The sequence below is a fragment of the Citrobacter sp. L55 genome (assembly GCF_002850715.1).
Lineage (GTDB): Bacteria > Pseudomonadota > Gammaproteobacteria > Enterobacterales > Enterobacteriaceae > Citrobacter > Citrobacter braakii.
Genome location: NZ_KZ559399.1, coordinates 121060 through 146815, shown reverse-complemented (window position 1 = coordinate 146815; position 25756 = coordinate 121060). Strand labels below are relative to the sequence as shown.

Sequence of the window (25756 nt, the reverse complement as noted above, 5' to 3'; positions counted from 1 at the left end):
CAACTGGAACACGCAAGCTATGAGTAAACCCATTGTGATGGAACGCGGTGTTAAATACCGCGATGCCGATAAGATGGCTCTTATCCCGGTAAAAAATGTGGCAACAGAGCGTGAAGCCCTGCTGCGTAAACCGGAATGGATGAAAATAAAACTGCCAGCTGACTCCACTCGCATCCAGGGCATCAAAGCGGCAATGCGCAAAAATGGCCTGCACTCTGTCTGCGAAGAAGCTTCCTGCCCTAACCTGGCTGAATGTTTCAATCACGGAACAGCAACCTTTATGATCCTCGGCGCAATCTGTACTCGCCGTTGCCCATTCTGTGACGTTGCCCATGGCCGTCCGGTTGCTCCTGACGCCAACGAGCCGTTAAAACTGGCTCAGACGATTGCGGACATGGCGCTGCGCTATGTCGTGATTACCTCCGTTGACCGCGACGATCTGCGTGACGGCGGCGCTCAGCACTTTGCTGACTGCATCACCGCGATTCGTGAGAAAAGCCCGTCGATTAAAATCGAAACGCTGGTGCCTGACTTCCGTGGCCGTATGGATCGCGCGCTGGATATCCTCACAGCCACGCCGCCGGACGTGTTTAACCACAACCTCGAAAACGTACCGCGTATTTATCGTAATGTACGCCCTGGGGCTGACTACAACTGGTCGCTGAAGCTTCTGGAACGCTTCAAGGAAGCGCACCCGGAGATTCCGACCAAATCGGGTCTGATGGTGGGTCTGGGTGAAACCAATGCTGAAATCATTGAGGTCATGCGCGACCTGCGCAGCCATGGCGTGACCATGCTGACGCTGGGGCAGTATTTACAGCCAAGCCGCCATCACCTCCCGGTTCAACGCTATGTAAGCCCGGATGAGTTCGATGAGATGAAAGCAGAAGCCATGGCTATGGGCTTTACCCACGCTGCTTGCGGTCCATTCGTGCGTTCTTCATACCATGCTGACATGCAGGCCAAAGGGCTGGAAGTGAAGTAATCGTGTAATACTCACTTACATATCAGCAATAAAAAACCGGCAAATCGCCGGTTTTTTTTCATGCAGAGTTTGCAGTATTACTCTTTATGAGAAAGCTTCTCAGCCTGAACGCTACCATCAGCCTCTTTCTTGGCATCGGCATTATCGTCGTTCATTGCTTTCTTGAAGCCCTTGATTGCCGTCCCCAGGTCTCCACCCAGAGTACGTAACTTCTTGGTACCAAACAGCAGAACAACCAGTGCGGCAACCACCAGCAGTTTGGTAATACTAATCTCACCCATAGATACCTTCTTGACTTAAACCAGGCTACATAAAGCGCCATATTAACCTGAGAATATTAACGGCCTTTCGACGCGCGCACACAATAGCAATCTGTAACAAGGTGAATCAAGCCTTGTTTAAAAAAACGTCATAATAATTGCGGTGGCGCAAAGCGTCGGTTACTTAACACCGGAAGTTGTGCCCTGACCTGCCTCACCCGCTCGGCGGAAACCTCGGCCATAATGAGCGCGGGCGTTTCAGCCGCCGCCGCAATAGTCACGCCAAAGGGATCGATGACCCGGCTTTGGCCGATATTCTTGTTACCGCATTCTCCAGCCGCAACCAGATAACACGTGGCATCCAGCGCTCTTGCCGCCAAAAGCGTGGCCCAATGATGCTCTTTTAACGATCCCCGCACCCAAGCCGCAGGTAAAACGAGAATCTCAGCCCCCTGCAACGCGTGCGCCAGCGCCAGCTCAGGGAAGCGCAGGTCATAGCAGGTCATTAGCCCTACTTTTAATCCGCCTACGTCCAGCAGCGGTGCTATGGCGTCCCCTGCATCGACATTACGTGACTCCTGAATCGAAAAGGCATCATAGAGATGTAATTTAGCGTAATGGGCCACTACCCGACCAGCCCGTAGCGCCACCAGCATGTTAAATGCCCGGCCTGGCACAGAGGGAACATGAATCGTCAGGATTGTCGTCATCTCATTTTGTGCGCTTTCTCGCAACAAATGCGTCAGAAACCCGCCTTCCAAAAGCTGAGCTGATTTCACTGACAGGTCAGGGTCTAAATCGTCACGCGCCAACAATGCCTCCGGTAATACCAGTAGCGACGCCCCCTCTCCAGCAGCCTGAGACATCAGTAAGGCGCAGGTTTCTGCATTTTTTTCCCATGAAGGTCCCACGGCAAATTGCCCTGCTGCAACGAACATATTCCCTCCAGAAAACTTTGTTAAGCTCGCCAACAACAATTATTCAGCGTTACACTCACCCTCTATACAATCAAATAGCAGGATTACGCAGTGTTACAACTCCTTTTAGCGGTTTTTATCGGTGGTGGCACAGGTAGCGTAGCAAGATGGATGTTGAGTATGCGGTTTAACCCGCTGCATCAGGCCATTCCATTCGGTACGCTGGCTGCAAACTTACTTGGCGCATTTATCATTGGTATGGGTCTGGCATGGTTTAATCGCATGACAAATATTGACCCAATGTGGAAAGTGCTGATTACTACAGGCTTTTGCGGGGGACTGACAACGTTTTCCACTTTCTCTGCTGAGGTAGTGTTTTTACTGCAGGAAGGACGCTTTGGTTGGGCTATGGTGAATGTACTGGTTAATCTGTTGGGATCATTCGCGATGACCGCCCTGGCATTCTGGTTGGTATCTGCCTCTCCCGCACATTGAAGCGAAAAAAACCCGCAATTAAGCGGGTTTTGAATGCTTGCTGTCGTATGCTTACAGAGCGATTACGTTTGCAGCAGAAGGGCCTTTGGCACCGTTAGTGATTTCGAACTCTACACGCTGACCTTCAGCCAGAGTTTTAAAACCATTGGTCTGGATTGCAGAGAAGTGTACGAACACGTCTTTGCTGCCATCTTCCGGAGTAATGAAACCGAATCCTTTGGACTCATTAAACCACTTAACGTTACCTTTAATCTTAGACATCAAAATTACCTTTACATGAAAAATAGACACAAATGCTGTGTCGGGTATCAGTACAACAATTGTGGTGCACTTTGTCCAGTCGAACTTTATCAAAAAGTGATAAATGTCGCGTTATTTTTCAGTTAAACTCCCTATCGCTATGTTTTTAAAGTACTTTCTAATAAACCACCTGACAATACAGGTAGTCCATCAAAACTGGAACCGCATCCACGCAAAGTAGACGTTGCCGTTGTTATACGTTCCAGGAATGTAGGTCATCTGAAACGTTGCCGGGCCATAACCAATTGATGCCAGCGGTAACAGCACCGGTACCGGAATGTAGTTCCAGTTATCACGCGCGGTGAAACCGGCGGTAAAGCCGAGACCTGTATGGAAGTTTTCATCAGCCAGCGGTCGCCAGGTTTTTTCCCAGCCATAGCCGCCAATGGGTTCCCATTTATTGTAGGAATCCTTAAACGCCATGATATAAAGTCCGTGCCAGTTACCTTTATCATCCCAACGGGATTGACCAAATCCTGCACCCCACGGCCGTTCATTGTAGCGATCCGTTTTTTCTTTATCGTAGGCAAAACGCGCATGCCAGGTAATAGCAGGTACATACAGATCATAATGTTCCGGCTGCTGCCAGGTTTCACTAACATTATCTTTAAAAGTAGCAAACCAGCCTTTATCTTCAGCAGCCGCCAGGGAAGTGAAAGCTAACTGAATAAAAATAAATGAAAAAATGAGAAAATATCGTTTAGCGAAAATCACAACTTAATTACCATCCTGGGATTTATTATTAATTTTAGCAAACCCAACCTTAATGTCAGCTTAACAAAAATGCGCAAATAAAAAATCAGAATATTCCTCAGCCTATAAGTTATCCCTTTATTTACTGAGCCATTTCATAGGAACTATTTTCTCTTTATTGCCAATAAATTGTGCTTTCCTGCGGCGAGAGTTAAATAACATCACAATAAATTAACAATAAGTCATCAATATCACCACAAAACACACACACCAACGCTGCGCTTCACAGTTTTTTATTGTGATATTCTTTTTTTAATCGCGATGCTGAAAAAACGGCTTAGCCATCGCTTGAATCCGTATTTTTATTGATTTCAATCAGCAAGAGTTATCGGTTTATTAGGCACATTCTGTCACCACTTTTTACTTTTTTTAGTTTTTTAACTTTCTGGGCAGCAATGCGACAGGGGAAACAATGTTGACATTTATTGAACTCCTTATTGGAGTTGTGGTTATTGTGGGTGTAGCGCGCTACATCATTAAAGGTTATTCCGCGACAGGCGTACTGTTTGTCGGCGGTCTGGTTTTGCTGATTATCAGTGCGTTGATGGGCCATAAAGTTTTGCCGTCTAGCGCGGCAACGACGGGCTATACGGCAACAGACATTGTTGAATATATTAAAATTTTGCTGATGAGCCGTGGCGGCGATCTCGGCATGATGATTATGATGCTGTGTGGTTTTGCCGCCTACATGACGCATATTGGCGCGAATGATATGGTGGTTAAGCTGGCCTCTAAGCCGCTGCAGTATATCAATTCACCTTATCTGCTTATGATTGCCGCCTATTTTGTCGCCTGCCTGATGTCCCTGGCGGTCTCTTCAGCAACCGGTCTGGGCGTATTGCTGATGGCGACATTGTTCCCGGTCATGGTTAACGTTGGGATTAGCCGTGGCGCCGCAGCGGCCATTTGCGCCTCCCCAGCCGCTATTATTCTTTCGCCAACATCCGGTGATGTAGTGCTGGCTGCAAAAGCCGCGGAAATGCCGCTGATCGATTTCGCGTTTAAAACCACGCTGCCAATTTCCATTGCCGCCATCATTGCTATGGCGATTGCCCACTTTTTCTGGCAGCGTTATCTGGATAAAAAAGAGAACATTTCTCATGAAATGTTAGATGTGGCTGAAATTACCACTACCGCCCCGTCGTTTTACGCCATCTTGCCATTTACCCCGATCGTTGGTGTCCTGATTTTCGATGGAAAATGGGGCCCACAGCTGCATATCATTACGATTCTGGTGCTGTGCATGCTCATCGCTGCTGTACTGGAGTTCGTACGAGGATTCAACACCCAGAAGGTTTTCTCGGGTCTGGAAGTCGCCTACCGTGGTATGGCGGATGCCTTTGCTAACGTGGTGATGCTGTTAGTCGCGGCGGGCGTTTTTGCCCAGGGTCTGAGCACAATCGGCTTTATTCAGAGTCTGATTTCTATCGCCACCTCGTTTGGCTCCGCGAGCATTATTCTGATGCTGGTACTGGTGATCCTGACTATGCTGGCGGCAATGACCACGGGGTCCGGTAACGCACCGTTCTATGCCTTCGTTGAGATGATCCCGAAACTGGCGCACTCTTCTAGCATTAACCCGGCTTACCTTGCTATCCCGATGCTGCAGGCATCAAACCTTGGACGCACAATCTCTCCGGTCTCCGGTGTGGTTGTTGCTGTCGCAGGGATGGCAAAGATCTCTCCGTTCGAAGTAGTGAAACGTACCTCGGTTCCGGTTCTGGTTGGACTGCTGGTTGTGATTATCGCAACTGAAGTGATGGTGCCGGCGACGTCCGCCCTGATTGGCGGTTAACGATAACTGTCAGCATCTGACCTTGATACGCAAAATCATTTAAGCTGCCTCAAAGCGGCAAGTGAAGACATCCCCAGTACCATAGATAATTATGTGACTGGGGTTTCTTCACGCAGCCCACAAAGAGGCAGCTTCAAGGATGACGTGAATTAGCCGCCGTGATAAATACGCTGCGGCCTCCCCACCTTACCGTGAATAATCTCCGCAATAATCAAATGACGGCTGGCACAGTACTCCAGGTAGCGCCTGGAGGTGGTACGGCTGATAGTGAGCGCCTGGGCGATCGTTTCCGCAGTATGATGTACCGTCGGATCGGCAAATAATTTCAACACCGCATTCAGCGTTAACGCATCAATTCCGGTCGGCAAATCACCTTTCGGTTCGCCGCGCGCATAAGCATTAAACATTTCATCAATCTGCTTTTGACTGGCGCTGTCATTACCGGCCAACATGCGTCTGCGCTGTTGATAACGCGTCAGCGTCTGTCCCAGGCGCTCGTAGGCAATGGGTTTGACCAGATAATCAAACGCGCCGCTGCGCACGGCCTCGGAGACCGTTTCCATGTCGCTGGCCGCCGTGGTAAACACCACGCCCCCCGGATAACGCGTCTGGGTTAGCTCATGCAACAACGTAATTCCCTTGCCGTCCGGCAAGTAGTTATCGAGCAGAATCAAACCGGGCTTAAAACGCTCAATCATCATCCTCGCTTGCGCAAGATTACCCGCCAGCCAAATCTGGCTGAAGCCGGGTATATGGCGGATATATTCAGCATGCATTTCCGCCAGTAGCGTTTCATCCTCAACGATCAATAGCGTTAATGGTTCCGTCATTATTTTTTTTCACTTTCGGAAGAAATAAAGAAAATAAGGTGCCGCAGGGGGAGTTATCTTCGAGTGTAATCACCCCGTTACAGCGCCTCACATAACTTGCAATCAGATACAAACCGATGCCATGTTCACCTGGTTCATCGGTACGGGTGCTCACACCCTGTTCAAATATTTTTTCACGTAATGCTTCCGGTACACCGCATCCCTGATCGGCAACTTCGATGATCACGTCATCCCCTTCATCGCTCAAATAGAGTTCGACGATCTTGTTGCCTTGCTGGGTGCGCAAGCTCGCTTCAAATGCATTATCAAGCAGATTGCCAACAATTGCTGCAAACTCTGTGCTATCCAGCCCCTCAGGGAGTTGATGCAGTTGACTGCCAGGAACGATAGTCATAGTGAGGCCCAGTTCACGTGCACGCTGCACCTTGCCAAACAACAGACCGGCTACCTGACGATCGGCAAACGCGCCGCGCAGACTGTCAATCAGTTGCTGTTGCGCCTGCGACTCCCCCTGCACCATTGCCAGTACCCGGTCATACTCTTTCATTTGCAGCAGGCCATTAATGGTCGACATCCAGTTAAGGTGTTCATGACGCAGCGTTCTCAGGCTCTCTACATACTGTTTGATCTGCGTTAATTGCGCATTAAGAGTAGCAATTTCATCTTTACTACGAAAACTGATGATTGCCCCAAGCAGTTCATCGCCGGAGCGAATCGCCTCACGGTTAGCGATAACGCTCAGGCCATTAAAGTTCACCATCGCGTCCTGTCGTTTTTCCGCAATCTGCTGGGTGAAAAAGTCAGTCGGCTGAACCACCTCACTAACCGGTTTTCCAAGCCACTTTCGCCCTGGCGAAGACAGCCCCAGCATTTTCCTCGCGCTGCGGTTTATTGCGGTGATATACCCATCAGGGTCCACGGCGATCAAACCTTCATATACCGAGCTGAATAGCGCTTCCTGCTGACGCACTACCCGCGCGATTTGCTTAGGCTCCATCCCCAACATCTGCCGGCGAATATGGGCGGCAAATAACCAGGAGAGCAGCATAAGTACCAGCAACAGCAGGATAAACACCCCTGCCATTGGGAGTAAAAAGTCCGATCGCCAGCTATCGATTTTACTGATCAGATAGCCAATTGAGACCACGCCAATGATTTTGCCATCGTCATCAAAGATGGGCGTTTTGGCGCGCATCGCCATCCCAATCGACCCTTTGCCGGTAATAAAGTAACTCTCCCCTCTTTCCAGCGCACCGGGTTTGGTGAACTGCATCGGGTAGCCAATTTTTTCCGGATTTGGGTGGTAAAGGCGGACAGAGTTGGTATCCCCGATCACCACATAATCGAAGTCAGTCCCGCTCTGCAGTTTGTCGGCAATGGTCGCCAGACGCTTGTAATCACGATGCTTCACCGCCGCGATGATACTGTCGTTAGAGGCGATGATTTTGGCCTGGTTCATCGCCATATCGCGGACATGCGTTGCCAGATAATCTTCAAAACTGGCGGTAAAGTATTGTGCTAACGCTGCGATAATAAAAACAGAAACGACCAAAATAAGCAGAAAGATACGCAATGGAAACGCCAGACTGCGAAAAAAAGGAAACCGTGTTTTATTTTTCTGCTCTGCCATATTTCTTCCTCAGCGACGATACCCGAAACTTATTTCTCATTGTAGTTGTAATAAAAATGTTTTATTTGCAAGTCGCGGTATAAAACAGGATCGTTGCAGATTCCCCACCTTAAATCAATTAAACAAATTAAAACCACACGCTATTTCGGAGTTAAATTAATTAAAAAACTTAAAACCATAAAACACATTAAAACCTTCTAACTTATTGTGAAATAAATCAAAAATTACCTCCAAAATACTCCTTACGATGTATGCAGCAGGGAAAAAAAGAAATACTCCGTAATAAAAAAACATTCCCTTCAATTGCAAACAAGAAGTTATCAGGTTGCTAAACAGAGCAACAAAAACAGAAACCCAGTAACAAATATAGCATCGGGGCTCTATTCACTATGTTCGGTAATAATATATTCACGCAAGTTAAACGCTCAGAAAATAAAAAGATGGCGGCTATCGCGCAATTTCTGAAAGAGAATGATTTGAGCGTTGATACAACTGTCGAAGTATTTATCACCGTCACCCGTGATGACCGCCTGATTGCCTGCGGCGGCATTGCCGGCAATATCATAAAGTGCGTCGCCATCTGCGAATCCGTAAGGGGTGAAGGCTTAGCGCTGACGCTGGCGACCGAGTTAATCAACCTCGCCTATGAGCGCCACTGTACTCACCTCTTCATCTATACAAAAACCGAGTACGAGTCGCTGTTTAAGCAGTGCGGTTTTTCTACGCTGACCAGTGTTCCCGGCATTATGGTGCTGATGGAAAACAGCACCACACGTCTGAAACGCTACGCTGAATCACTGGCGAAACAGCGCCATGAAGGGAAAAAAATTGGTTGTATCGTCATGAACGCCAACCCCTTCACCAACGGACATCGTTTTCTGATCCAACAAGCAGCCGCGCAATGTGACTGGCTGCATCTGTTTTTGGTGAAAGAAGATACCTCGCGTTTTCCGTATGAAGACCGACTGGATCTGGTGCTTAAAGGGACAAAAGACATTCCACGTTTAACCGTTCATCGCGGTTCGGAATACATCATTTCCCGCGCCACATTCCCGTGCTACTTCATCAAAGAGCAGAGCGTTATTAACCACTGCTATACCGAAATAGACCTGAAAATCTTCCGCCAGTATCTGGCCCCGGCTCTCGGCGTCACGCACCGCTTCGTCGGTACCGAGCCGTATTGCACCGTCACCTCCCAGTACAACAACGATATGCGCTACTGGCTGGAGACCCCAACGCTTCCCGCCCCACCGATTGAACTGGTGGAAATTGAGCGGCTGTGCTTCCAGGAGATGCCGATTTCTGCCTCCTGGGTGCGCAAGCTGCTGGTTAAAAAAGATCTCACGGCTATCGCATCCCTGGTCCCTGACGCCACGCTGCACTATCTGCAAAGCATGGTTGAGCGGGCCTCATCGGGTGCGGCAGTCCGCCAAAATACCCCCGCATTAGCAACAGGTGAAAAATGAAAATAAACCAGGCAGCCGTCGCAGGCACACTCGAGTCCGGTGATGTGATGATTCGCATCGCCCCACTCGATTCGCAGGATATTGACCTGCAGGTTAACAGTAGCGTCGAAAAGCAGTTCGGTGATGCCATCCGGGCCACCATTCTGGACGTTCTGTCCCGCTACAACGTACGCGGCGTGCAATTAAATGTTGATGATAAAGGCGCACTGGACTGCATTTTACGTGCGCGACTGGAAGCACTACTGGCCCGCGCTGGCGGTATTCCTGCACTGCCATGGGAGGATTGCCAGTGATTAGTGAATCTTTGCAGCAACGTAAAACCCGTACCCGCCGCAGCATGCTGTTCGTACCGGGCGCCAATGCCGCCATGGTCAGCAACTCGTTCATCTATCCGGCAGATGCGCTGATGTTCGACCTGGAAGACTCCGTCGCGCTGCGCGAGAAAGATACAGCTCGCCGTATGGTGTACCACGCACTGCAGCATCCGCTGTATCACGACGTTGAAACTATCGTGCGCGTAAACGCCCTCGACTCCGAATGGGGCATTAACGATCTCGAAGCCGTGGTACGCGGCGGCGCTGACATCGTGCGTTTACCGAAGACCGATACCGCGCAGGACGTCATCGACATCGAAAGCGAAATCCTGCGTATCGAGAAAGCCTGTGGCCGTGAGCCCGGCAGTACCGGTCTGTTAGCTGCCATCGAATCGCCGTTAGGCATTACCCGTGCGGTAGAAATTGCCCACGCTTCCGAGCGCCTGATCGGTATTGCACTGGGTGCGGAAGATTATGTGCGTAACCTGCGCACTGAACGCTCTCCGGAAGGGACTGAACTGCTGTTTGCCCGCTGCTCTATTTTGCAGGCGGCACGCTCTGCCGGCATTCAGGCGTTCGACACCGTTTATTCCGATGCCAACAACGAAGCGGGTTTCCTGCATGAAGCCGCACACATCAAGCAACTGGGTTTTGACGGTAAGTCGCTCATCAACCCGCGCCAGATCGAGCTCCTGCACAACCTGTACGCGCCGACACGCAAAGAGCTGGCTCACGCGCGCCTGGTCGTGGAAGCCGCTGAAGCCGCCGCTCGCGAAGGCCGTGGCGTAGTTTCCCTGAACGGCAAAATGGTCGACAGCCCGGTTATCGAGCGCGCCCTTCTGGTTATCTCCCGTGCAGAACTTTCCGGCATTCGCGAAGAATAAGGCAAAAAAATGACGCAGAAAATCGAACAGTCTCAACGCCAGGATCGCGTGGCGACCTGGAGCCGTCATGCAGAAAGTGAGCTTTCCGCTTATCAGAGCACCGCAAAAGTAGAATTACAGGCGCAAAAACCGCGCGACAAGAAGCTGTGCGCTAACCTGGAAGACGCCATTCGTCGTTCAGGTTTACAGGATGGCATGACCATCTCTTTCCACCACGCTTTTCGCGGTGGCGATCTGACGATTAACCTGGTGATGGACGCCATCGCCAGAATGGGCTTTAAAAATCTGACGCTGGCCTCCAGCTCCCTGAGCGACTGCCATGCTCCGCTGGTTGAGCACATCCGTCAGGGCGTGGTCAGCCGTATTTACACCTCCGGGCTGCGTGGTCCGCTGGCGGAAGAGATCTCCCGTGGCCTGCTGGCCGAGCCTGTGCAGGTCCACTCCCACGGCGGCCGTGTACACCTGGTGCAAAGTGGCGAACTCAGCATTGATGTGGCGTTCCTCGGCGTACCGTCCTGCGACCAGTTTGGTAACGCTAACGGCTATACCGGTAAAGCGTGCTGTGGTTCACTGGGCTATGCCCGCGTCGATGCCGAAAATGCAAAACAGGTTGTCCTGCTGACTGAACAGCTGCTGACCTATCCGCATAACCCGGCCAGCATTACGCAGGATCAGGTGGATCTGATTGTACAGATCGATCAGGTCGGCGATGCGGACAAAATCGGTGCTGATGCGACACGCATGACCACCAACCCGCGTGAACTGTTAATCGCCCGTAGCGCGGCAGACGTCATTGCTAACTCCGGTTACTTCAATGAAGGCTTCTCACTGCAGACAGGAACCGGCGGCGCTTCTCTGGCCGTTACTCGTTTCCTGGAAGACAAGATGCGCAGCCGCGATATCCGTGCTGACTTCGCGCTGGGCGGCATCACCGCTACCATCGTTGACCTGCACGAAAAAGGCCTGATTCGCAAACTGCTGGACGTACAGAGCTTTGACCGTAACGCGGCTGAGTCGCTGGCCCGCAATCCAAACCACATTGAGATCAGTGCCAACCAGTATGCCAACTGGGGCTCAAAAGGCGCCTCCGTCGATCGTCTGGACGTCGTGGTGCTGAGTGCGCTGGAAGTTGATACCAGCTTCAACGTTAACGTACTGACCGGTTCTGACGGCGTACTGCGCGGCGCATCCGGCGGTCACTGCGATACTGCGGTTGCCGCTGCGCTTTCCATCATTGTCGCTCCGCTAGTTCGCGGACGCATCCCGACGCTGGTTGATAACGTCCTGACCTGCGTAACCCCGGGCTCCAGCGTAGACATCCTGGTCACTGACCACGGTATCGCCGTTAACCCTGCGCGTCCGGAACTGGCTGAACGTCTGAAAGAAGCCGGTATGAAAGTAGTGTCCATTGAATGGCTGCGCGAACGTGCACAGCAGCTCACCGGTCAGCCACGCGCTATCGAATTCACCGACCGCGTGATTGCCGTTGTGCGTTACCGCGATGGCTCGGTGATTGACGTTGTGCATCAGGTGAAGGAATAAGCCATGCGCCTGTTCCCTGAACACGCCACCCAACACGCGGTTTCGATTCCCGAGCTGCTCGCCAGCCGGGATGAGAGACAAGCAAGGCAACATGCCTGGCTGACGCGTCATCACGCGCCACTGGTCTCGTTTACCGTGGTCGCACCGGGTCCGATTAAAGACAGCGCATTAACCCGTCGCATCTTTAATCACGGCGTCACCGCCCTGCTCGCGCTGGCGGAAAAATCCACCTGGATTATCAGGGAGCAAACGGCGCTGGTTTCTGCCAGCGGTCCGGAAGGTCTTTTGTCTATTGAGGCCCCGGCCCACGATCTCAAGCTCGCCACGATTGAACTTGAGCATTCACATCCGCTGGGACGGCTATGGGACATCGATGTCCTGACCCCTGAAGGGGAAATTCTGTCCCGGCGTCATTTCGCACTCCCTGCCCGCCGCTGTCTGCTGTGCGAGCAAAGCGCTGCCGAATGTGCGCGGGGTAAAACCCACGCGCTTTCCGACTTACTCTCTCAGATGGAGGCTCTGCTGCATGATGCCGATTCCCGCAACATCAACCAATAACGCAGTCCTTCCTCTGGATCTGCCTGACGCTTACGCAACGCTTGCGTGGCGGGCCATGTTGACTGAAGTCAACCTGTCGCCCAAACCGGGTCTGGTGGATCGTATTAACAACGGCGCACATAAAGATATGGCGCTGGAAGATTTTCATCGCAGCGCTGAGGCAATTCAGGCCTGGCTGCCGCGTTTTATTGAATATGGGGCGTTTAGCGCACAGCTGTCGCCCGAAGATGTGTTGAAAGGACTGCGCCCACTGGGCATGGCCTGCGAAGCCGATATGTTTCGCGCCACCGAGGGGGTAAACACCCATAAAGGGAGCATCTTTTCACTGGGGTTGCTGTGTGCCGCCATTGGCCGCCTGCACCAGCTCCAACTGACTGTTACCGCTGAAACCCTTTGCTCAACGGCAGCAACATTTTGCCGTGGCCTGACCGAGCGCGAACTGCGCCAGAACAATCAACAACTCACGGCTGGCCAACGTCTTTATCAGCAACTGGGATTAACCGGCGCACGGGGCGAAGCCGAAGCGGGATACCCGCTAGTCATCCAGCATGCCCTGCCGCACTACCGCGCACTGCTGACTCAGGGCTGCGATCCTGAACTGGCGCTACTCGACACGTTATTGCTGCTGATGTCTATCAATGGCGACACCAACGTGGCTTCACGTGGCGGCGCAGAAGGTCTGCGCTGGCTACAGCAGCAGGCCACAACTCTATTGCAGCAAGGGGGGATTCGCACCCCTGCCGATCTCGAATACCTGCGCCAGTTCGACCAACAGTGCATTGAACGCAACCTCAGCCCAGGAGGCTGCGCCGATCTGCTGATCGTCACCTGGTTCTTAGCTCAGATTTCACAAGTTCATCATTATCACAATTAAAGATCCTTTCCGGAGAATCACACACATGTCTTTAGCAAAAGATAAAATATGGAAATTACTGGCCCCATTGGTCGTAATGGGCGTCATGTTTCTTATCCCTGTCCCTGATGGAATGCCCCCGCAGGCCTGGCACTATTTTGCCGTTTTCGTGGCAATGATTGTCGGGATGATCCTGGAGCCAATCCCGGCAACAGCGATAAGCTTTATCGCCGTAACGATCTGCGTCATCGGCAGCAACTATCTGCTGTTTGATGCTTCAGAGCTGGCAGACCCGGCGTTTAAAGCGGGTAAGCAAGCGCTGAAATGGGGTCTGGCAGGCTTCTCCAGCACTACCGTGTGGTTGGTGTTCGGCGCGTTTATCTTCGCGCTGGGCTATGAAGTCACCGGTCTGGGTCGTCGTATCGCGCTGTTCCTGGTAAAATTCATGGGTAAGCGCACCCTGACGCTGGGCTACGCGATTGTCATCATCGACATTCTGCTGGCGCCGTTTACACCGTCCAACACCGCGCGTACCGGTGGTACCGTATTCCCGGTTATCAAAAACCTGCCGCCGCTGTTTAAATCATTCCCGAACGATCCGTCCGCGCGCCGTATCGGCGGATATCTGATGTGGATGATGGTAATCAGTACCAGCCTGAGCTCCTCTATGTTCGTTACCGGTGCTGCACCTAACGTGCTGGGTCTGGAATTCGTCAATAAAATTGCCGGTATTCAAATCAGCTGGTTGCAATGGTTCCTCAGCTTCCTGCCGGTTGGTATTATTTTGCTGATCGTTGCTCCGTGGCTGTCCTATGTTCTTTACAAGCCAGAAGTTACTCACAGTGCTGAAGTTGCCGCGTGGGCTGGTGATGAACTGAAAACCATGGGTAAACTGACGCGTAAAGAGCTGACCCTGATCGGTCTGGTTCTGCTCAGCCTGGGTCTGTGGGTCTTTGGCGGTAAACTGATTGATGCGACCGCTGTGGGTCTGCTGGCAGTCTCGCTGATGCTGGCGCTGCACGTTGTCCCGTGGAAAGACATCACCCGTTATAACAGCGCATGGAACACCCTGGTTAACCTCGCCACGCTGGTCGTTATGGCGAATGGTTTAACCCGTTCAGGCTTCATCGACTGGTTCGCCAACACGATGAGCTCGCACCTGGAGGGCTTCTCGCCTAACGCGACCGTGATCGTTCTGGTGCTGGTGTTCTATTTTGCTCACTACCTGTTTGCCAGCCTTTCCGCACACACCGCCACCATGCTGCCGGTTATTCTGGCCGTCGGCAAAGGCATCCCGGGCGTTCCGATGGAACACCTGTGTATCCTGCTGGTACTGTCCATCGGTATCATGGGCTGTCTGACTCCGTATGCAACTGGCCCTGGCGTTATTATCTACGGCTGCGGTTATGTGAAGTCCAAAGACTACTGGCGTCTGGGTGCAATCTTCGGCGTTATCTACATCTCTATGCTTTTGCTGGTCGGCTGGCCGATTCTGGCAATGTGGAGCTAATCATTCGGGTTCCCGCCTGATGAAAATGATGCCAGTCAGCTAAACCTGACTGGCATTTTTTATGATTAAATAGATGATATTCAGAATTTATATAAGTATCCGAAATCATCATGACATCAAGATGGCGTTATTCTTCGCTGCTGGCAGCACTTCTGCTCCCAGTTTCTGTAGCTCAGGCCGACGAACTTCAGGCAAAACAGTACGCTGATTTTGACAGCTACGTGCTGGCCCTCTCCTGGCAAACCGGATTTTGTCAGAGCCAACACGAGAGAAATCGTCAAGAGCCCGACGAATGTCGTCTGCAAAAAGAGAGCGCGGACAAAGCAGATTTCCTGACCGTTCACGGTTTATGGCCCAGCCTGCCAAAATCCATCGCCGCCCGTGGAGTAGACAACCGCCGCTGGATGCGCTTTGGCTGCGCGACTCGCCCTATTCCCAACCTGCCTGAAGCGCGCGCCAGCCGTAAATGCGCGGCTCCCGAAACGGGCCTGTCGCTGGAAAGCGCGGCAAAACTCAGTGCCGTAATGCCCGGTGCCGGCGGGAGATCGTGTCTGGAACGTTACGAATATGCCAAACATGGCGCCTGTTTCGGTTTTGATCCCGACGCATACTTCGGCACGATGGTACGGATGAATAATGAGGTTAAGAACAGCGAAGCTGGCAAATTCCTCGCGGAAAACTACGGCAAACCGTCAGCCGCAGCGCATTTGACGCGGCCGTCGCTAAAAGCTGGGGCAGAGAGAACGTTAAAGCCGTGAAGCTAAGCTGCCACGGCAATCCGGCCTATCTCACAGAAATCCAGTTGTCCCTGAAAGCCGACACCATTAACCAGACGTTATCCGCACAGTCATTCTTACCGCAACCGCATCCGGGTAACTGCGGTAAAAAGTTTATTATCGACAAAGTGGGATACTGAAAATAACGACCGGCGCGGCAAGCTGGCGTCGGTCCATATGGTTAGCGTTTTGAACGAGCATCCGGGCGAACTAAATCAAAGCGGTGTGTTTCACTGATCGAATAATACGCCGTTGGCCCGCCCGCACGCAGTACCGGTTTTGCTTTCGCCGTCTGGTAGATGCCGCCTTCCAGTAGCGTTTCATCAATATGAATGCCCACCACTTCTCCCAGCACCAGCCAGGTTTCAACAGGCGAACCATCAGCGGTGGTCAGTTGCAGACTTTGCGATAAGCGACACTCAAAATTGACTGGGCTTTGCGCCACGCGCGGCACGCTGACTATCCGACTATCTGCTTTGCTAAGCCCGGCGGCAAAAAACTCATCCTCGCCGTGAGGCAAGCTGGCTGACGTTTCGTTCATCGCGCTGGCCAGCTCAAGAGTCGTCAGATTCCAGACAAACTCACCGGTGTCGATAATATTCTGCACGCTATCTTTCCAGCCGCTGCTGGCGAAACCGATAATCGGCGGATGATAATTAAAGCAGTTAAAGAAACTGTACGGTGCAAGGTTATGCCGACCATCGCTGTCGCGGGAGGCAATCCAGCCAATAGGGCGCGGTCCAATGATGGCATTCAGCGGGTCATGCGGTAAGCCGTGTCCTTGTGATGGTTGATAGAAATACATAGCGTTCTCTGTTGAAGTTAACATCAGCGCAGCACAAATTATGCTTCGCTCATCTCCCTGGAAAAAGAAGATCAGCGTAGAACAATCCGCTAAAGATTACGATTGAATAAAGTTGAGCAGATCGCCGTTGATCTGTTGTTTATGGGTAGTGCAAATGCCATGCGAACCGCCAACATACACCTTCAACTGCGCGTCAGGCAGTATTTCCGCCGCAACCTTTCCGCAGGTTTCAAACGGGACAATCTGATCGTCATCACCATGGATCACCAGCGTCGGGATAGTCATCTTTTTGAGATCCTCACGCAGGTCAGTTTCTGAAAACGCGTGAATACAGTCGTACAACGCTTTAATGGAACCTTGTAAGCCCTGTTCAACAAAGCTTTCACGAACGGCTTTCGACGCATTTACGCCCGGGCGGTTGTAGCCATAAAATGCAGCGGTCAGTTCATAGAAGAAAGCAGCGCGATCGTTTATCACTCCCTCACGGATGCCATCAAACACCTCTTTCGGCACACCATTTGGGTTAAAGTCGGTCTTGATCATTATGGGCGTCACCGCGCCGATTAACACCGCTTTGGCTACCCGCTGCGTTCCATGGCGTCCAATGTACCTCGCCACTTCCCCGCCCCCGGTAGAGTGTCCGACATGTACGGCATCTTTAAGATTGAGATGCGCGGTAAGTTCAGCCAGATCGTCAGCATACTGATCCATATTGTGACCATCCCAGGGTTGGGCTGAACGCCCATGCCCACGCCTGTCATGGGCGATCACCCGAAATCCTTTCGACCCGAGGAACAGCATCTGATCCTCAAATGCATCTGCCGTCAGCGGCCAGCCATGGCTAAAGACGATAGGCTGTCCACTTCCCCAATCTTTAAAATGCAAATAGCTGCCGTCTTTCAAGGTAAGTTTGTCGTACTGGCTCATGAGATCTCCTGTCGCGGAACACTGAGTTGTTTGACGCGCCCGCAGCGAGCGCTTAAAAAGCATAATGCAAATTGGAGAACGATCGCATTTTTCGGCTAAAATCACACCATACGCAACAATATTGATGATTTGCCTGAATGTGAACTAAATCACTTCAAACCAAGGGTAAGTCTCAGTATCATCATAAAAGCTAAACCCTTGCCGCCTGACGGTGAGGGTTTTCTTTTGGGATTATTTACCTGCGCACCCGCAGTATCGACGACATGGAGTAACAAATGTCCAGACCAACTATCATCATTAACGACCTCGATGCGGAACGCATTGACCGCCTGTTGGAGCAACCTGCGTTTGCTGGTTTACCGATTGCCGACGCCCTGAACGCCGAGCTGGATCGTGCCCAAATGTGTTCACCAGAAACCATGCCGCACGATGTCGTGACCATGAACAGCCGCGTGAAATTCCGCAATCTGAGTGATGGCGAAGTCCGTGTGCGTACCCTGGTGTATCCGGCCAATATGACTGACAGCAGCACACAGCTTTCGGTAATGGCACCTGTTGGCGCGGCACTTCTGGGCCTGCGCGTTGGCGACACCATTCACTGGGAACTACCAGGCGGGACCTCAACACACCTCGAAGTCATCGAGCTTGAGTACCAACCTGAAGCTGCGGGCGACTACCTGCGCTAACTCTGTCTTATCAAAGCCACTCGCTTTATCTTACAGGGGATGCATCCGCATCCTCTTTCCGGTTAGTCCTCTGCTCCTGACTCTCACCTTATCTCCTGTTCGCAAAACATAAATCTGTGTCGTGACTGACAGAATCATTTTTAATACTATGCTGATATGTGTTCATGTAATGACAAGGAGAATGTTTATGTACAACACAATCATAATGCCTGTTGATGTATTCGAAATGGAACTGAGCGACAAGGCTATTCGCCATGCAGAATTTCTGGCACAGGAAAACGGGGTTATTCATCTGCTGCATGTGCTGCCAGGCTCAGCAAGCTTAAGCCTGCACCGCTTTGCAGCCGATGTCCGTCGTTTTGAAGAGCATCTACAACACGAAGCGGAAACTCGTCTGCAAACGATGGTCGGTCACTTCAGCATCGATCCTTCCCGTATTAAACAACACGTCCGCTTTGGCAGCGTACGTGACGTCGTCAACGAGTTGGGTGAAGAGTTGAATGCGGATGTGGTCGTCATTGGATCGCGCAACCCATCAATCAGCACTCATCTGCTCGGCTCAAACGCTTCCAGCGTTGTTCGCCACGCTACTCTGCCAGTGCTGGTTGTACGTTAATAGCCTCTAATTTGCTAAAGAAAACCCCTGCCAGGTTAATGCCTGACAGGGGTTTTTATTGCCTGACGATCAGTACAAATGACCGATATTCACGATAGTACTAACCGTATCGCCAAAGAACGTCAGACGACCCAGGAATACGCCAACAAACAGCAGGACAAAGAGCGCTTTTGCACGACGCTCGCCCTGGCGGCTGAGGACAAAGGCCACCGCCAGACACACCAGACTTGCCAGATAAAGCGGCGACGTCAGCCAGGCATGTGCCGTCATCTGCATGATGGTGCCACCACTTAGCCAGATAATGGGCGCGGCAATCATGACCGCCATACAAACGACAATCCCCTGACGCAATGCGGCAACGGCAGGCGTGAGGTTAAGCAGCGGAATCGCCGCACAACCCATAACCCACACCGTGATGAAGAACAGCAGCATCGTCAGACCGTTGGCGATCGCCACCATCGCCGGGGCGGCATAGGTCATCCCCTGTACCGCCACCAGCGCGATCCCGAGAACAGAGGCCAGAACGGCCGGCGCTTTGTGCCCTTTTGCCAAAAACGTCACGCCCACCGCCGCGCCGTATAAAGTTGCGCCGAGAATCTCACGGCTCAGCCAGGCATGCTGGAGGTTAATCAGGGCATTGTAGGCGCGATCCGGATGCGCCAGGTGCAATACCGCCGCCACGGAAGCAGCCGCCAGAACCAGCCCGCTTACCAGCCAGTACAGGCGCTTGCTTTCCAGTTTCCCTTGCAGCGTGCGCAGCGTCAGAATGAGCGTTATACCAACCGACATCTGGCTCAATACGGTAAAAATAACCAGAGGGAATTCATACTTTTCCATTACTTGCCCTCCGGTTGCTTCGGTTGACGCGCGAGGATAAAACGCGTGCCAGGGTTAAGCTGCGGCATACGTGGGAATCCCGGCGGATACTGTACGGCATTGTTGGGGATCGGATCGGCATCCAGATCGATAAGCGTCAGGGCGCCTACCGGGCAGGCACTCACGCACGCCGGCTGCATACCGACATCGAGACGCTCGTAGCACATGCTGCATTTTTCCGCTTTTTTCATCTCTTCATTAAAGCGCGGCGCACCGTATGGGCAATTGCGGATACAGTTTTTGCATCCGATACAACGTTCCGGATTATGCACCACAACACCATCCTCGCGTTTGGTGTACGCCTCTACCGGACAAGCCGCCAGGCAGGCCGGATTTTCGCAATGGTTACAGGCCAGCGAGTAGAACGCTCGCTCCTCATGCGGGTAAATTTCTTTATCCAGCGGGTAGACATAGCGCCAGAAACGTTCAGGCTCCAGCTGATTAAAACTCTTACACGCCATCGCACAGCCACGGCAGCCGATGCACTTATCGCTATTGACTAAAAACGCGCGTCTCATGCCGCAGCTCCTTCATTTCCTGACAGAGTAATATCTACAAATTGACTGTGTATGGCCGCACCGGGCGCGCCTGTCGCCATTTTTCCCATATCGGCGGGCGTATCTTTGACCACATTCTGTACGTTGTAACTAAGCTTGTTGAACCAGGATTCGTACATCACAAGAAAATCTTCCGGCACATTAGTGGTAATTTTGGCTCGCAACTCAACATGGCCCACCTCGTTGAAGACTTTGACGTGAGCGCCCTCAGTGATGCCCTTTTTCTGTGCAGCAAGCGGGTGGATATAAACAAAGGGTTCTGGCCAGAAAACCTGCATCCAGTCCAGATTGACAAACTGCGAGTGCAGACCGTACTGAAGATGAGGTGTAAACAGGTGGAACGGCAGCGCACCCTGTGCACCCGCTTTATATTCCGGCAAAGCCGTGTGACCATTTTCCGCACAACGTTCTGATTTGAACTCGTACTTGCCTGACGGCGTTTTGAACTTGCGATCGTACCAGGCCGCGGTGCTGACCATTTTTGCTTTGCGTGGTCCTTCCAGCAGGTCATCCCAGCCCGCAATGCCAAACTGTTTCCCCATCCCCTCATTAAATTCCTGATCCAACCAGCGTTTAGCATCAAACGCCTGCGGGAAGGTACATGAACCGGGTTCCAGTTTATTGATGGTTTTGGACAGCAGCGCCGCGATTTCCGCATCGCTCTTGCACTCATACAGCGGTTTGATAGCCGGCTCGTTGACGGATAACCAGTAGTGCCAATAAGACGAAGAGACATCCCATTGTTCAAAGGTGGTAGTGACAGGCAGCACGATATCCGCATGCTGGACGGTTTCGTTGAAGAACTGGTCGACACAAACCACCATTTCCAGTTTATCAAACGCTTTGATCATCTTGTTGCGGTCGAAATCCTGAGCAAACGGGTTTTTAGAGGCCACCCACAGCATCCGTACCGGTGGTTCACTGGCGTCCAGAATCCCTTGCGCCGTCTGGTTGATATTCAGCGCACGATCGGAGTATTCGCTCTTCTCACCGCTATCGCTGACAAACTCACCCACCGGACCACCTGCGCCTTTTATTCCGACAGAACCTGCAGGGGGCTTCTGCATCATTCCATGGTAGTTATAACCCCATGTCTGCAGATGACCGTAGCGGGCACCGCCTCCCTCAATACCAATATTGCCAGTCATTGCCACAAAGGCATCGATCGCCCGTACGTTAGCGCCGCCGTTAACATGGCGCTGCATGCCGTAGCCAATCCACACGGTGGCAGGATTAACCGCCGTAAACTCTTCCGCTAACTGGCGAATGACATCTGCCGACAGACCGCAAATTTCAGCGGCCCACTCGACGGTCACACTGCTGCGCAGATAAGCTTCGAATTCCGGGTATCCGTGGGAATAGTTATTGACGAAATCCTGATCAACTAAACCTTTATCCACCAGGTGACGCGCCATGCCCAGCGCCAGAGCGCCATCTGAGCCAGGGCGAACACGTAAATAAAGATCGGCTTTCGCGGCGGTCTGCGTTAACAGCGGATCGATAACGACCACTTTTGCGCCTCTCTCCCGCGCCTGATAGATGTATTTCATAGTGTGCATAGAGCACCAGGCCGGATTCGCGCCCCAGATGATGATATATTTTGCTTTAACAAAATCTTCCGGGTCGTTACACCACATATCCCCCATATCATAGTTCTGGGCGTCGATACCGGCTGGCCAGCAAGGTGTCCCGGCAAAACGGGTGGTGTAACCCAGCGAAGACATCATCCCTTCAACGGCATAACCCATCACCCCAAGGTTGCCTGAGTATTTTGACAGCGCCAGCCCCAGCATTGAGCCGTCTTTCTTTTTAATCTCCAGCATCTTGGTCGCAATGCGCTGCATTGCTTCGTCCCAGGAGATACGACGCCAGTTACCGCTGCCGCGAACATCCTGAACCATCGGATATTTAATGCGATCCGGGCTATACACTCGGCGAGGATAAGTCAGACCTTTTACACAGGGTGTTCCATGCGTAAACGTTGACTCAGGCGCGCCTTCCACAAAGGTGATGACGTCATCCTTCACCCAGGTTTTCAGGCTACAGGTGTCATAGCAGTTACGCGGACAGGCGTTGCGAGAAATTTTGTAAGTTTTAGGGTTAAACGGAATTGGCGGTTGCGCCAATGCGCAGCGTGAAGTCAGCAACCCCCCAGGCAGGGCAGCCACGGTTCCAAGGGCAACTAACCCTTTCAAAAATGAACGTCTGTTCAGAACTCCCGGTTCATTACTCATATTGATACTCTCGTGTTTAATTCATTAAGCCAAGAAGACAACCTTCCCGCTACGGTTTTCAGCGTGGAGGTTTGTGCATTTATATTTATTTTTTCGATATACTCGGGCACCCACAGCGCTATATACCCACTTACATATCGAGTGAAGGCGACCTGGTATTTAGCTGATGTTCTGGCATTAGCCGATAATAAAACCGCCAATTCCAATACATATGAAATATGATCATCCGGTATATTATTTTTGTGGTTTATAGATAAACCTATATTTGCCATGAATTCCCGAATGCTCAAAGTTGATTTACCCATTACGAGGGCATCTTCTTCGAGATAAACTGAAGCGAACGGCGCAGCCTTTAACGTCTGTGGCCCAACAAATAGCGCATTGAAGTCGTACTCCGCGTCCAACCACTCCTGTTCTGTTAGCCTCGAGGCATGTGCTTCCAGAGCTGAATAAGCCGCTTTCAGCGTGTGACTATCGTGAGAAATAAAAAAATCACGCAACAATAACCCTGTCGATTCAAAGATCGTCAGGGTTTCATATATTTCACCCATGAATTAACCAACCATTTATTCATAAAACAAATGAAAACGTAACGCAGGTTGATATAATAAAGAAAACGCCTCATCTTTCTTTGATGAAACTAATGGTCAGACTCATTAAATAAATGTGTTACGCGGTTTATTGTTTCAAGAATTGACAATCTGAAAGCGTGGAAATAAAAAACCGCCAGCGGATGGCTGACGGTTTTGGCATTGCAGGTGTGTCTTACTTTTTTTATGCTACTGTCGTGCGAATCAGATAATCAAACGAACTCAATGAGGCCTTCGCGCCTTCACCGGTCGCGATGATGATCTGCTTATATGGTACGGTGGTGCAGTCACCAGCGGCGAAAACCCCCTTCACGCTGGTTTCGCACTTGGCATCGATGATGATTTCACCCATGCGATTACGCTCGACGGCACCTTCCAGCCAGTTGGTGTTTGGCAGCAGACCTATCTGTACAAAGATACCCGCCAGTTCCACACTGTGAACGTCGCCACTCACGCGGTCACGATACTCCAGGCCGGTGACTTTGCTGCCATCGCCTTTCACTTCTGTCGTTTGCGCATTCAGAATAATATCGACGTTTTTCAGACTGCGAAGCTTATTCTGCAGCACCTGATCAGCCTTCATTTCAGGTGCGAACTCCAGCAGCGTCACATGTTCAACAATGCCTGCCAGGTCAATAGCAGCTTCAACACCGGAGTTGCCGCCACCAATCACCGCAACGCGCTTGCCTTTGAACAGCGGGCCATCGCAGTGCGGGCAGTAGGTTACGCCTTTGGTGCGATACTGATCTTCACCCGGAACGTTCATGTTGCGCCATTTCGCACCGGTGGCAATGATAATGCTGCGTGCTTTCAGCACCGCGCCGGATGCCGTTTCAATCTGATGTAAACCGCCTTCCTGCGCCGCCGGAACCAGTTTACTTGCGCTCTGGCTGTCGATCACATCAACATCATAGTCATCAACGTGTGCTTTCAGCGCGCCCGCCAGTTTCTGGCCTTCGGTTTTCGGTACCGAGATGTAGTTTTCAATATCAACGGTATCAAGAACCTGACCGCCAAAACGTTCGCCCATCAGACCGGTGCGAATACCTTTACGTGCAGAGTACACTGCCGCTGCCGCCCCCGCAGGACCGGAACCGACAATCAGCACGTCATAAGCATCACGTTTGTTCAGCTCTTGTGCCGCACGTTTTTCTGCGCCGCTATCTACTTTCGCCACGATCTCAGTCAGCGTCATACGCCCCTGACCGAACTCTTTGCCGTTCATATACACCGCCGGAACGCCCATCACGTTGCGATCGGTAATTTCGTTCTGGAATGTACCGCCGTCAATCGCCGTATGCTTGATGCGTGGATTCAGTACCGACATCAGGTTCAGCGCCTGTACCACGTCCGGACAGTTATGACAGGAAAGCGAATAATAGGTTTCAAACTCAAAATCACCGTCAAGATCGCGGATCTGCTCCAGCAACGCCTGCGCCTCTTTTGACGGATGACCACCGGTCCACAGCAGCGCCAGCACCAGGGAGGTAAACTCATGGCCCAGCGGAGAACCGGCAAAGCGCGGCCCCTGGTGAGAACCTGGATTGGTGATCAGGAACGATGGCTTGCGTACCGCCAGAGTATTGTCTTCTTTAAAGGTGACTTTTTCTGACAGTTCAGCAATTTCAGTCAGCAGTTCCTTGATTTCTGCCGATTTAGCGCTGTCATCCAGCGTAGCAATCAGCTCAACAGGTTTGGTCAGTTTCTCAAGATAAGCCTTGAGCTGGGTTTTCATATTTGTGTCGAGCATTCTTCTTCCCTCTCTGAAAACATCATCATGCAAGCCGACTTTGCGGGACTGCATTAATGCAACTTGCGTCATGGTGCTGGAATGAAACAGGCGCAAACTGCGCCTGTGGAATGGCCGGATGCACTGCGTTTATCCGGCCTACAAATTATGCGACTTAAATCTTACCGACCAGATCTAAGGATGGAGCCAGGGTCGCTTCGCCTTCTTTCCATTTCGCCGGGCAAACTTCACCTGGGTGAGAGGCAACGTACTGTGCGGCTTTAATTTTACGCAGCAGGTCAGACGCATCACGGCCGATACCTTCAGCGGTAACTTCGATTGCCTGGATGATACCCTGCGGGTCTACAACGAAGGTTGCGCGGTCAGCCAGACCTTCATCTTCACGCATGTTGTCGAAGTTACGGGTCAGGGCGCCAGTCGGGTCGCCGATCATCGCGTATTTGATTTTCGCGATGGTGTCAGAGCTGCTGTGCCATGCTTTGTGGGTGAAGTGGGTGTCAGTAGATACGGAATAGACATCTACGCCCAGTTTCTGCAGTTCTTCGTAGTGGTCAGCCACATCACCCAGCTCGGTCGGGCAAACGAAAGTAAAGTCAGCCGGGTAGAAGAAGAAGACGCTCCAGCGACCTTCGGTATCTTTCTCGGTTACTTCGATGAACTCACCGTTTTTGAACGCCTGGTTTTTGAAAGGTTTAATTTTGGTATTAATCAAAGACATCTGTACTTCCTCCGTGTTTTCGTTGAGAGATAAGTTAACGAAAATCTCTTCGCAGGGCTAATGCGTTTCCTTTATCAAATCAATAAGCGTTAACTAACAACCCACTCAAACTCATGTTGTGAACCTAAA

26 protein-coding genes and 1 pseudogene are annotated in these 25756 nt (G+C 51.6%); 13 read left to right on the top strand and 14 right to left on the bottom strand.

Going from position 1 to position 25756, the window contains the following annotated elements; genetic code table 11:
• The first annotated feature begins 19 nt into the window (after window positions 1-19).
• A complete protein-coding gene (gene lipA / locus B9P82_RS00670; RefSeq protein ID WP_003022702.1) occupies window positions 20-985 on the top strand; it encodes a lipoyl synthase in 966 nt (321 codons plus the stop codon).
• Window positions 986-1062: 77 nt separating this feature from the next.
• Here the strand turns inward: lipA and tatE are convergent, their stop codons facing one another.
• Both tatE and B9P82_RS00660 read right to left on the bottom strand, forming a co-directional pair.
• Window positions 1063-1266 (bottom strand): twin-arginine translocase subunit TatE, encoded by a 204-nt coding sequence (gene tatE / locus B9P82_RS00665; RefSeq protein WP_016152230.1) that lies wholly within the window; start codon window positions 1264-1266, stop codon window positions 1063-1065.
• 128 nt (window positions 1267-1394) lie between these two features.
• Entirely contained in the window at window positions 1395-2183 is a 789-nt protein-coding gene (locus B9P82_RS00660; protein ID WP_016155964.1) for a deaminated glutathione amidase, read from the bottom strand.
• Window positions 2184-2273: 90 nt separating this feature from the next.
• Here B9P82_RS00660 and crcB point away from each other — a divergent pair, with 90 nt between their 5' ends.
• Window positions 2274-2657, top strand: a complete 384-nt coding sequence (gene crcB / locus B9P82_RS00655; RefSeq protein WP_003831281.1) for a fluoride efflux transporter CrcB — start codon at window positions 2274-2276, stop codon at window positions 2655-2657.
• Between the two features lie 51 nt (window positions 2658-2708).
• Here the strand turns inward: crcB and cspE are convergent, their stop codons facing one another.
• Together cspE and pagP are read right to left on the bottom strand one after the other, a co-directional pair.
• Window positions 2709-2918, bottom strand: coding sequence for a transcription antiterminator/RNA stability regulator CspE (cspE, locus tag B9P82_RS00650; RefSeq protein ID WP_000034825.1), 210 nt, complete (start codon window positions 2916-2918; stop codon window positions 2709-2711).
• Between the two features lie 189 nt (window positions 2919-3107).
• A complete protein-coding gene (gene pagP / locus B9P82_RS00645; protein WP_101699806.1) occupies window positions 3108-3671 on the bottom strand; it encodes a lipid IV(A) palmitoyltransferase PagP in 564 nt (187 codons plus the stop codon).
• A 451-nt stretch (window positions 3672-4122) separates the two neighbouring features.
• Here pagP and dcuC point away from each other — a divergent pair, with 451 nt between their 5' ends.
• On the top strand, window positions 4123-5505 hold the full coding sequence (gene dcuC, locus B9P82_RS00640) for an anaerobic C4-dicarboxylate transporter DcuC (RefSeq protein WP_101699805.1): 1383 nt from the start codon (window positions 4123-4125) through the stop codon (window positions 5503-5505).
• 149 nt (window positions 5506-5654) lie between these two features.
• On the opposite strand, the gene dpiA is transcribed toward dcuC, so the two are convergent.
• Together dpiA and dpiB are read right to left on the bottom strand one after the other, a co-directional pair.
• Entirely contained in the window at window positions 5655-6335 is a 681-nt protein-coding gene (gene dpiA, locus B9P82_RS00635; RefSeq protein ID WP_016152226.1) for a two-component response regulator DpiA, read from the bottom strand.
• Window positions 6304-7965: a sensor histidine kinase DpiB gene (gene dpiB / locus B9P82_RS00630; RefSeq protein ID WP_046274583.1), complete on the bottom strand. Its 1662-nt coding sequence runs from the start codon at window positions 7963-7965 to the stop codon at window positions 6304-6306. Before dpiB ends, dpiA begins: the two co-directional genes overlap by 32 nt.
• Window positions 7966-8354: 389 nt before the next feature.
• Here dpiB and citC point away from each other — a divergent pair, with 389 nt between their 5' ends.
• From citC to rna, 8 genes and pseudogenes are all read left to right on the top strand, one after another.
• Window positions 8355-9431 (top strand): [citrate (pro-3S)-lyase] ligase, encoded by a 1077-nt coding sequence (citC, locus tag B9P82_RS00625; protein WP_016152224.1) that lies wholly within the window; start codon window positions 8355-8357, stop codon window positions 9429-9431.
• Window positions 9428-9724 (top strand): citrate lyase acyl carrier protein, encoded by a 297-nt coding sequence (gene citD / locus B9P82_RS00620; RefSeq protein WP_003831276.1) that lies wholly within the window; start codon window positions 9428-9430, stop codon window positions 9722-9724. The genes citC and citD overlap by 4 nt, the downstream gene beginning before the upstream one ends.
• Window positions 9721-10629, top strand: coding sequence for an aldolase/citrate lyase family protein (locus B9P82_RS00615; RefSeq protein ID WP_053388581.1), 909 nt, complete (start codon window positions 9721-9723; stop codon window positions 10627-10629). The genes citD and B9P82_RS00615 overlap by 4 nt, the downstream gene beginning before the upstream one ends.
• A 9-nt stretch (window positions 10630-10638) precedes the next feature.
• On the top strand, window positions 10639-12171 hold the full coding sequence (gene citF / locus B9P82_RS00610; protein WP_016152222.1) for a citrate lyase subunit alpha: 1533 nt from the start codon (window positions 10639-10641) through the stop codon (window positions 12169-12171).
• Window positions 12172-12174: 3 nt separating this feature from the next.
• Entirely contained in the window at window positions 12175-12729 is a 555-nt protein-coding gene (gene citX, locus B9P82_RS00605; protein WP_101699804.1) for a citrate lyase holo-[acyl-carrier protein] synthase, read from the top strand.
• On the top strand, window positions 12698-13603 hold the full coding sequence (gene citG / locus B9P82_RS00600; protein ID WP_101699803.1) for a triphosphoribosyl-dephospho-CoA synthase CitG: 906 nt from the start codon (window positions 12698-12700) through the stop codon (window positions 13601-13603). Before citX ends, citG begins: the two co-directional genes overlap by 32 nt.
• A gap of 25 nt (window positions 13604-13628) precedes the next feature.
• Window positions 13629-15092 (top strand): citrate/succinate antiporter CitT, encoded by a 1464-nt coding sequence (gene citT / locus B9P82_RS00595; protein WP_016152219.1) that lies wholly within the window; start codon window positions 13629-13631, stop codon window positions 15090-15092.
• Between the two features lie 110 nt (window positions 15093-15202).
• Window positions 15203-16008: pseudogene (rna, locus tag B9P82_RS00590) on the top strand (ribonuclease I).
• A gap of 41 nt (window positions 16009-16049) precedes the next feature.
• Here the strand turns inward: rna and B9P82_RS00585 are convergent.
• Both B9P82_RS00585 and B9P82_RS00580 read right to left on the bottom strand, forming a co-directional pair.
• Window positions 16050-16673: a flavin reductase family protein gene (locus tag B9P82_RS00585; RefSeq protein ID WP_016155958.1), complete on the bottom strand. Its 624-nt coding sequence runs from the start codon at window positions 16671-16673 to the stop codon at window positions 16050-16052.
• 96 nt (window positions 16674-16769) lie between these two features.
• The gene (locus B9P82_RS00580) at window positions 16770-17600 is read right to left on the bottom strand and encodes an alpha/beta fold hydrolase (RefSeq protein WP_016152216.1); all 831 of its coding nucleotides are present in this window, start codon (window positions 17598-17600) and stop codon (window positions 16770-16772) included.
• Window positions 17601-17875: 275 nt separating this feature from the next.
• On the opposite strand from B9P82_RS00580, the gene rnk reads away from it, so the two are divergent.
• Together rnk and uspG are read left to right on the top strand one after the other, a co-directional pair.
• Window positions 17876-18286, top strand: a complete 411-nt coding sequence (gene rnk, locus B9P82_RS00575; RefSeq protein WP_005120853.1) for a nucleoside diphosphate kinase regulator — start codon at window positions 17876-17878, stop codon at window positions 18284-18286.
• 187 nt (window positions 18287-18473) lie between these two features.
• Window positions 18474-18902: a universal stress protein UspG gene (gene uspG / locus B9P82_RS00570; RefSeq protein ID WP_016152215.1), complete on the top strand. Its 429-nt coding sequence runs from the start codon at window positions 18474-18476 to the stop codon at window positions 18900-18902.
• Between the two features lie 69 nt (window positions 18903-18971).
• On the opposite strand, the gene B9P82_RS00565 is transcribed toward uspG, so the two are convergent.
• From B9P82_RS00565 to ahpC, 6 genes are all read right to left on the bottom strand, one after another.
• Entirely contained in the window at window positions 18972-19739 is a 768-nt protein-coding gene (locus B9P82_RS00565; protein ID WP_049269767.1) for a dimethyl sulfoxide reductase anchor subunit family protein, read from the bottom strand.
• Window positions 19739-20296, bottom strand: a complete 558-nt coding sequence (locus B9P82_RS00560) for a 4Fe-4S dicluster domain-containing protein (RefSeq protein ID WP_049269768.1) — start codon at window positions 20294-20296, stop codon at window positions 19739-19741. The genes B9P82_RS00565 and B9P82_RS00560 overlap by 1 nt, the downstream gene beginning before the upstream one ends.
• Window positions 20293-22569, bottom strand: coding sequence for a molybdopterin-dependent oxidoreductase (locus B9P82_RS00555; RefSeq protein ID WP_101699802.1), 2277 nt, complete (start codon window positions 22567-22569; stop codon window positions 20293-20295). The genes B9P82_RS00560 and B9P82_RS00555 overlap by 4 nt, the downstream gene beginning before the upstream one ends.
• Window positions 22566-23120 carry a TorD/DmsD family molecular chaperone gene (locus B9P82_RS00550; protein WP_101699801.1) on the bottom strand — a complete coding sequence of 185 codons (555 nt, stop codon included), beginning with the start codon at window positions 23118-23120 and terminating at the stop codon, window positions 22566-22568. Before B9P82_RS00550 ends, B9P82_RS00555 begins: the two co-directional genes overlap by 4 nt.
• Before the next feature lie 223 nt (window positions 23121-23343).
• Window positions 23344-24909, bottom strand: coding sequence for an alkyl hydroperoxide reductase subunit F (gene ahpF / locus B9P82_RS00545; protein ID WP_016152210.1), 1566 nt, complete (start codon window positions 24907-24909; stop codon window positions 23344-23346).
• 154 nt (window positions 24910-25063) lie between these two features.
• Complete coding sequence (gene ahpC / locus B9P82_RS00540) at window positions 25064-25627, bottom strand: alkyl hydroperoxide reductase subunit C (RefSeq protein WP_004859485.1); 564 nt, start codon at window positions 25625-25627, stop codon at window positions 25064-25066.
• Window positions 25628-25756: the final 129 nt, after the last annotated feature.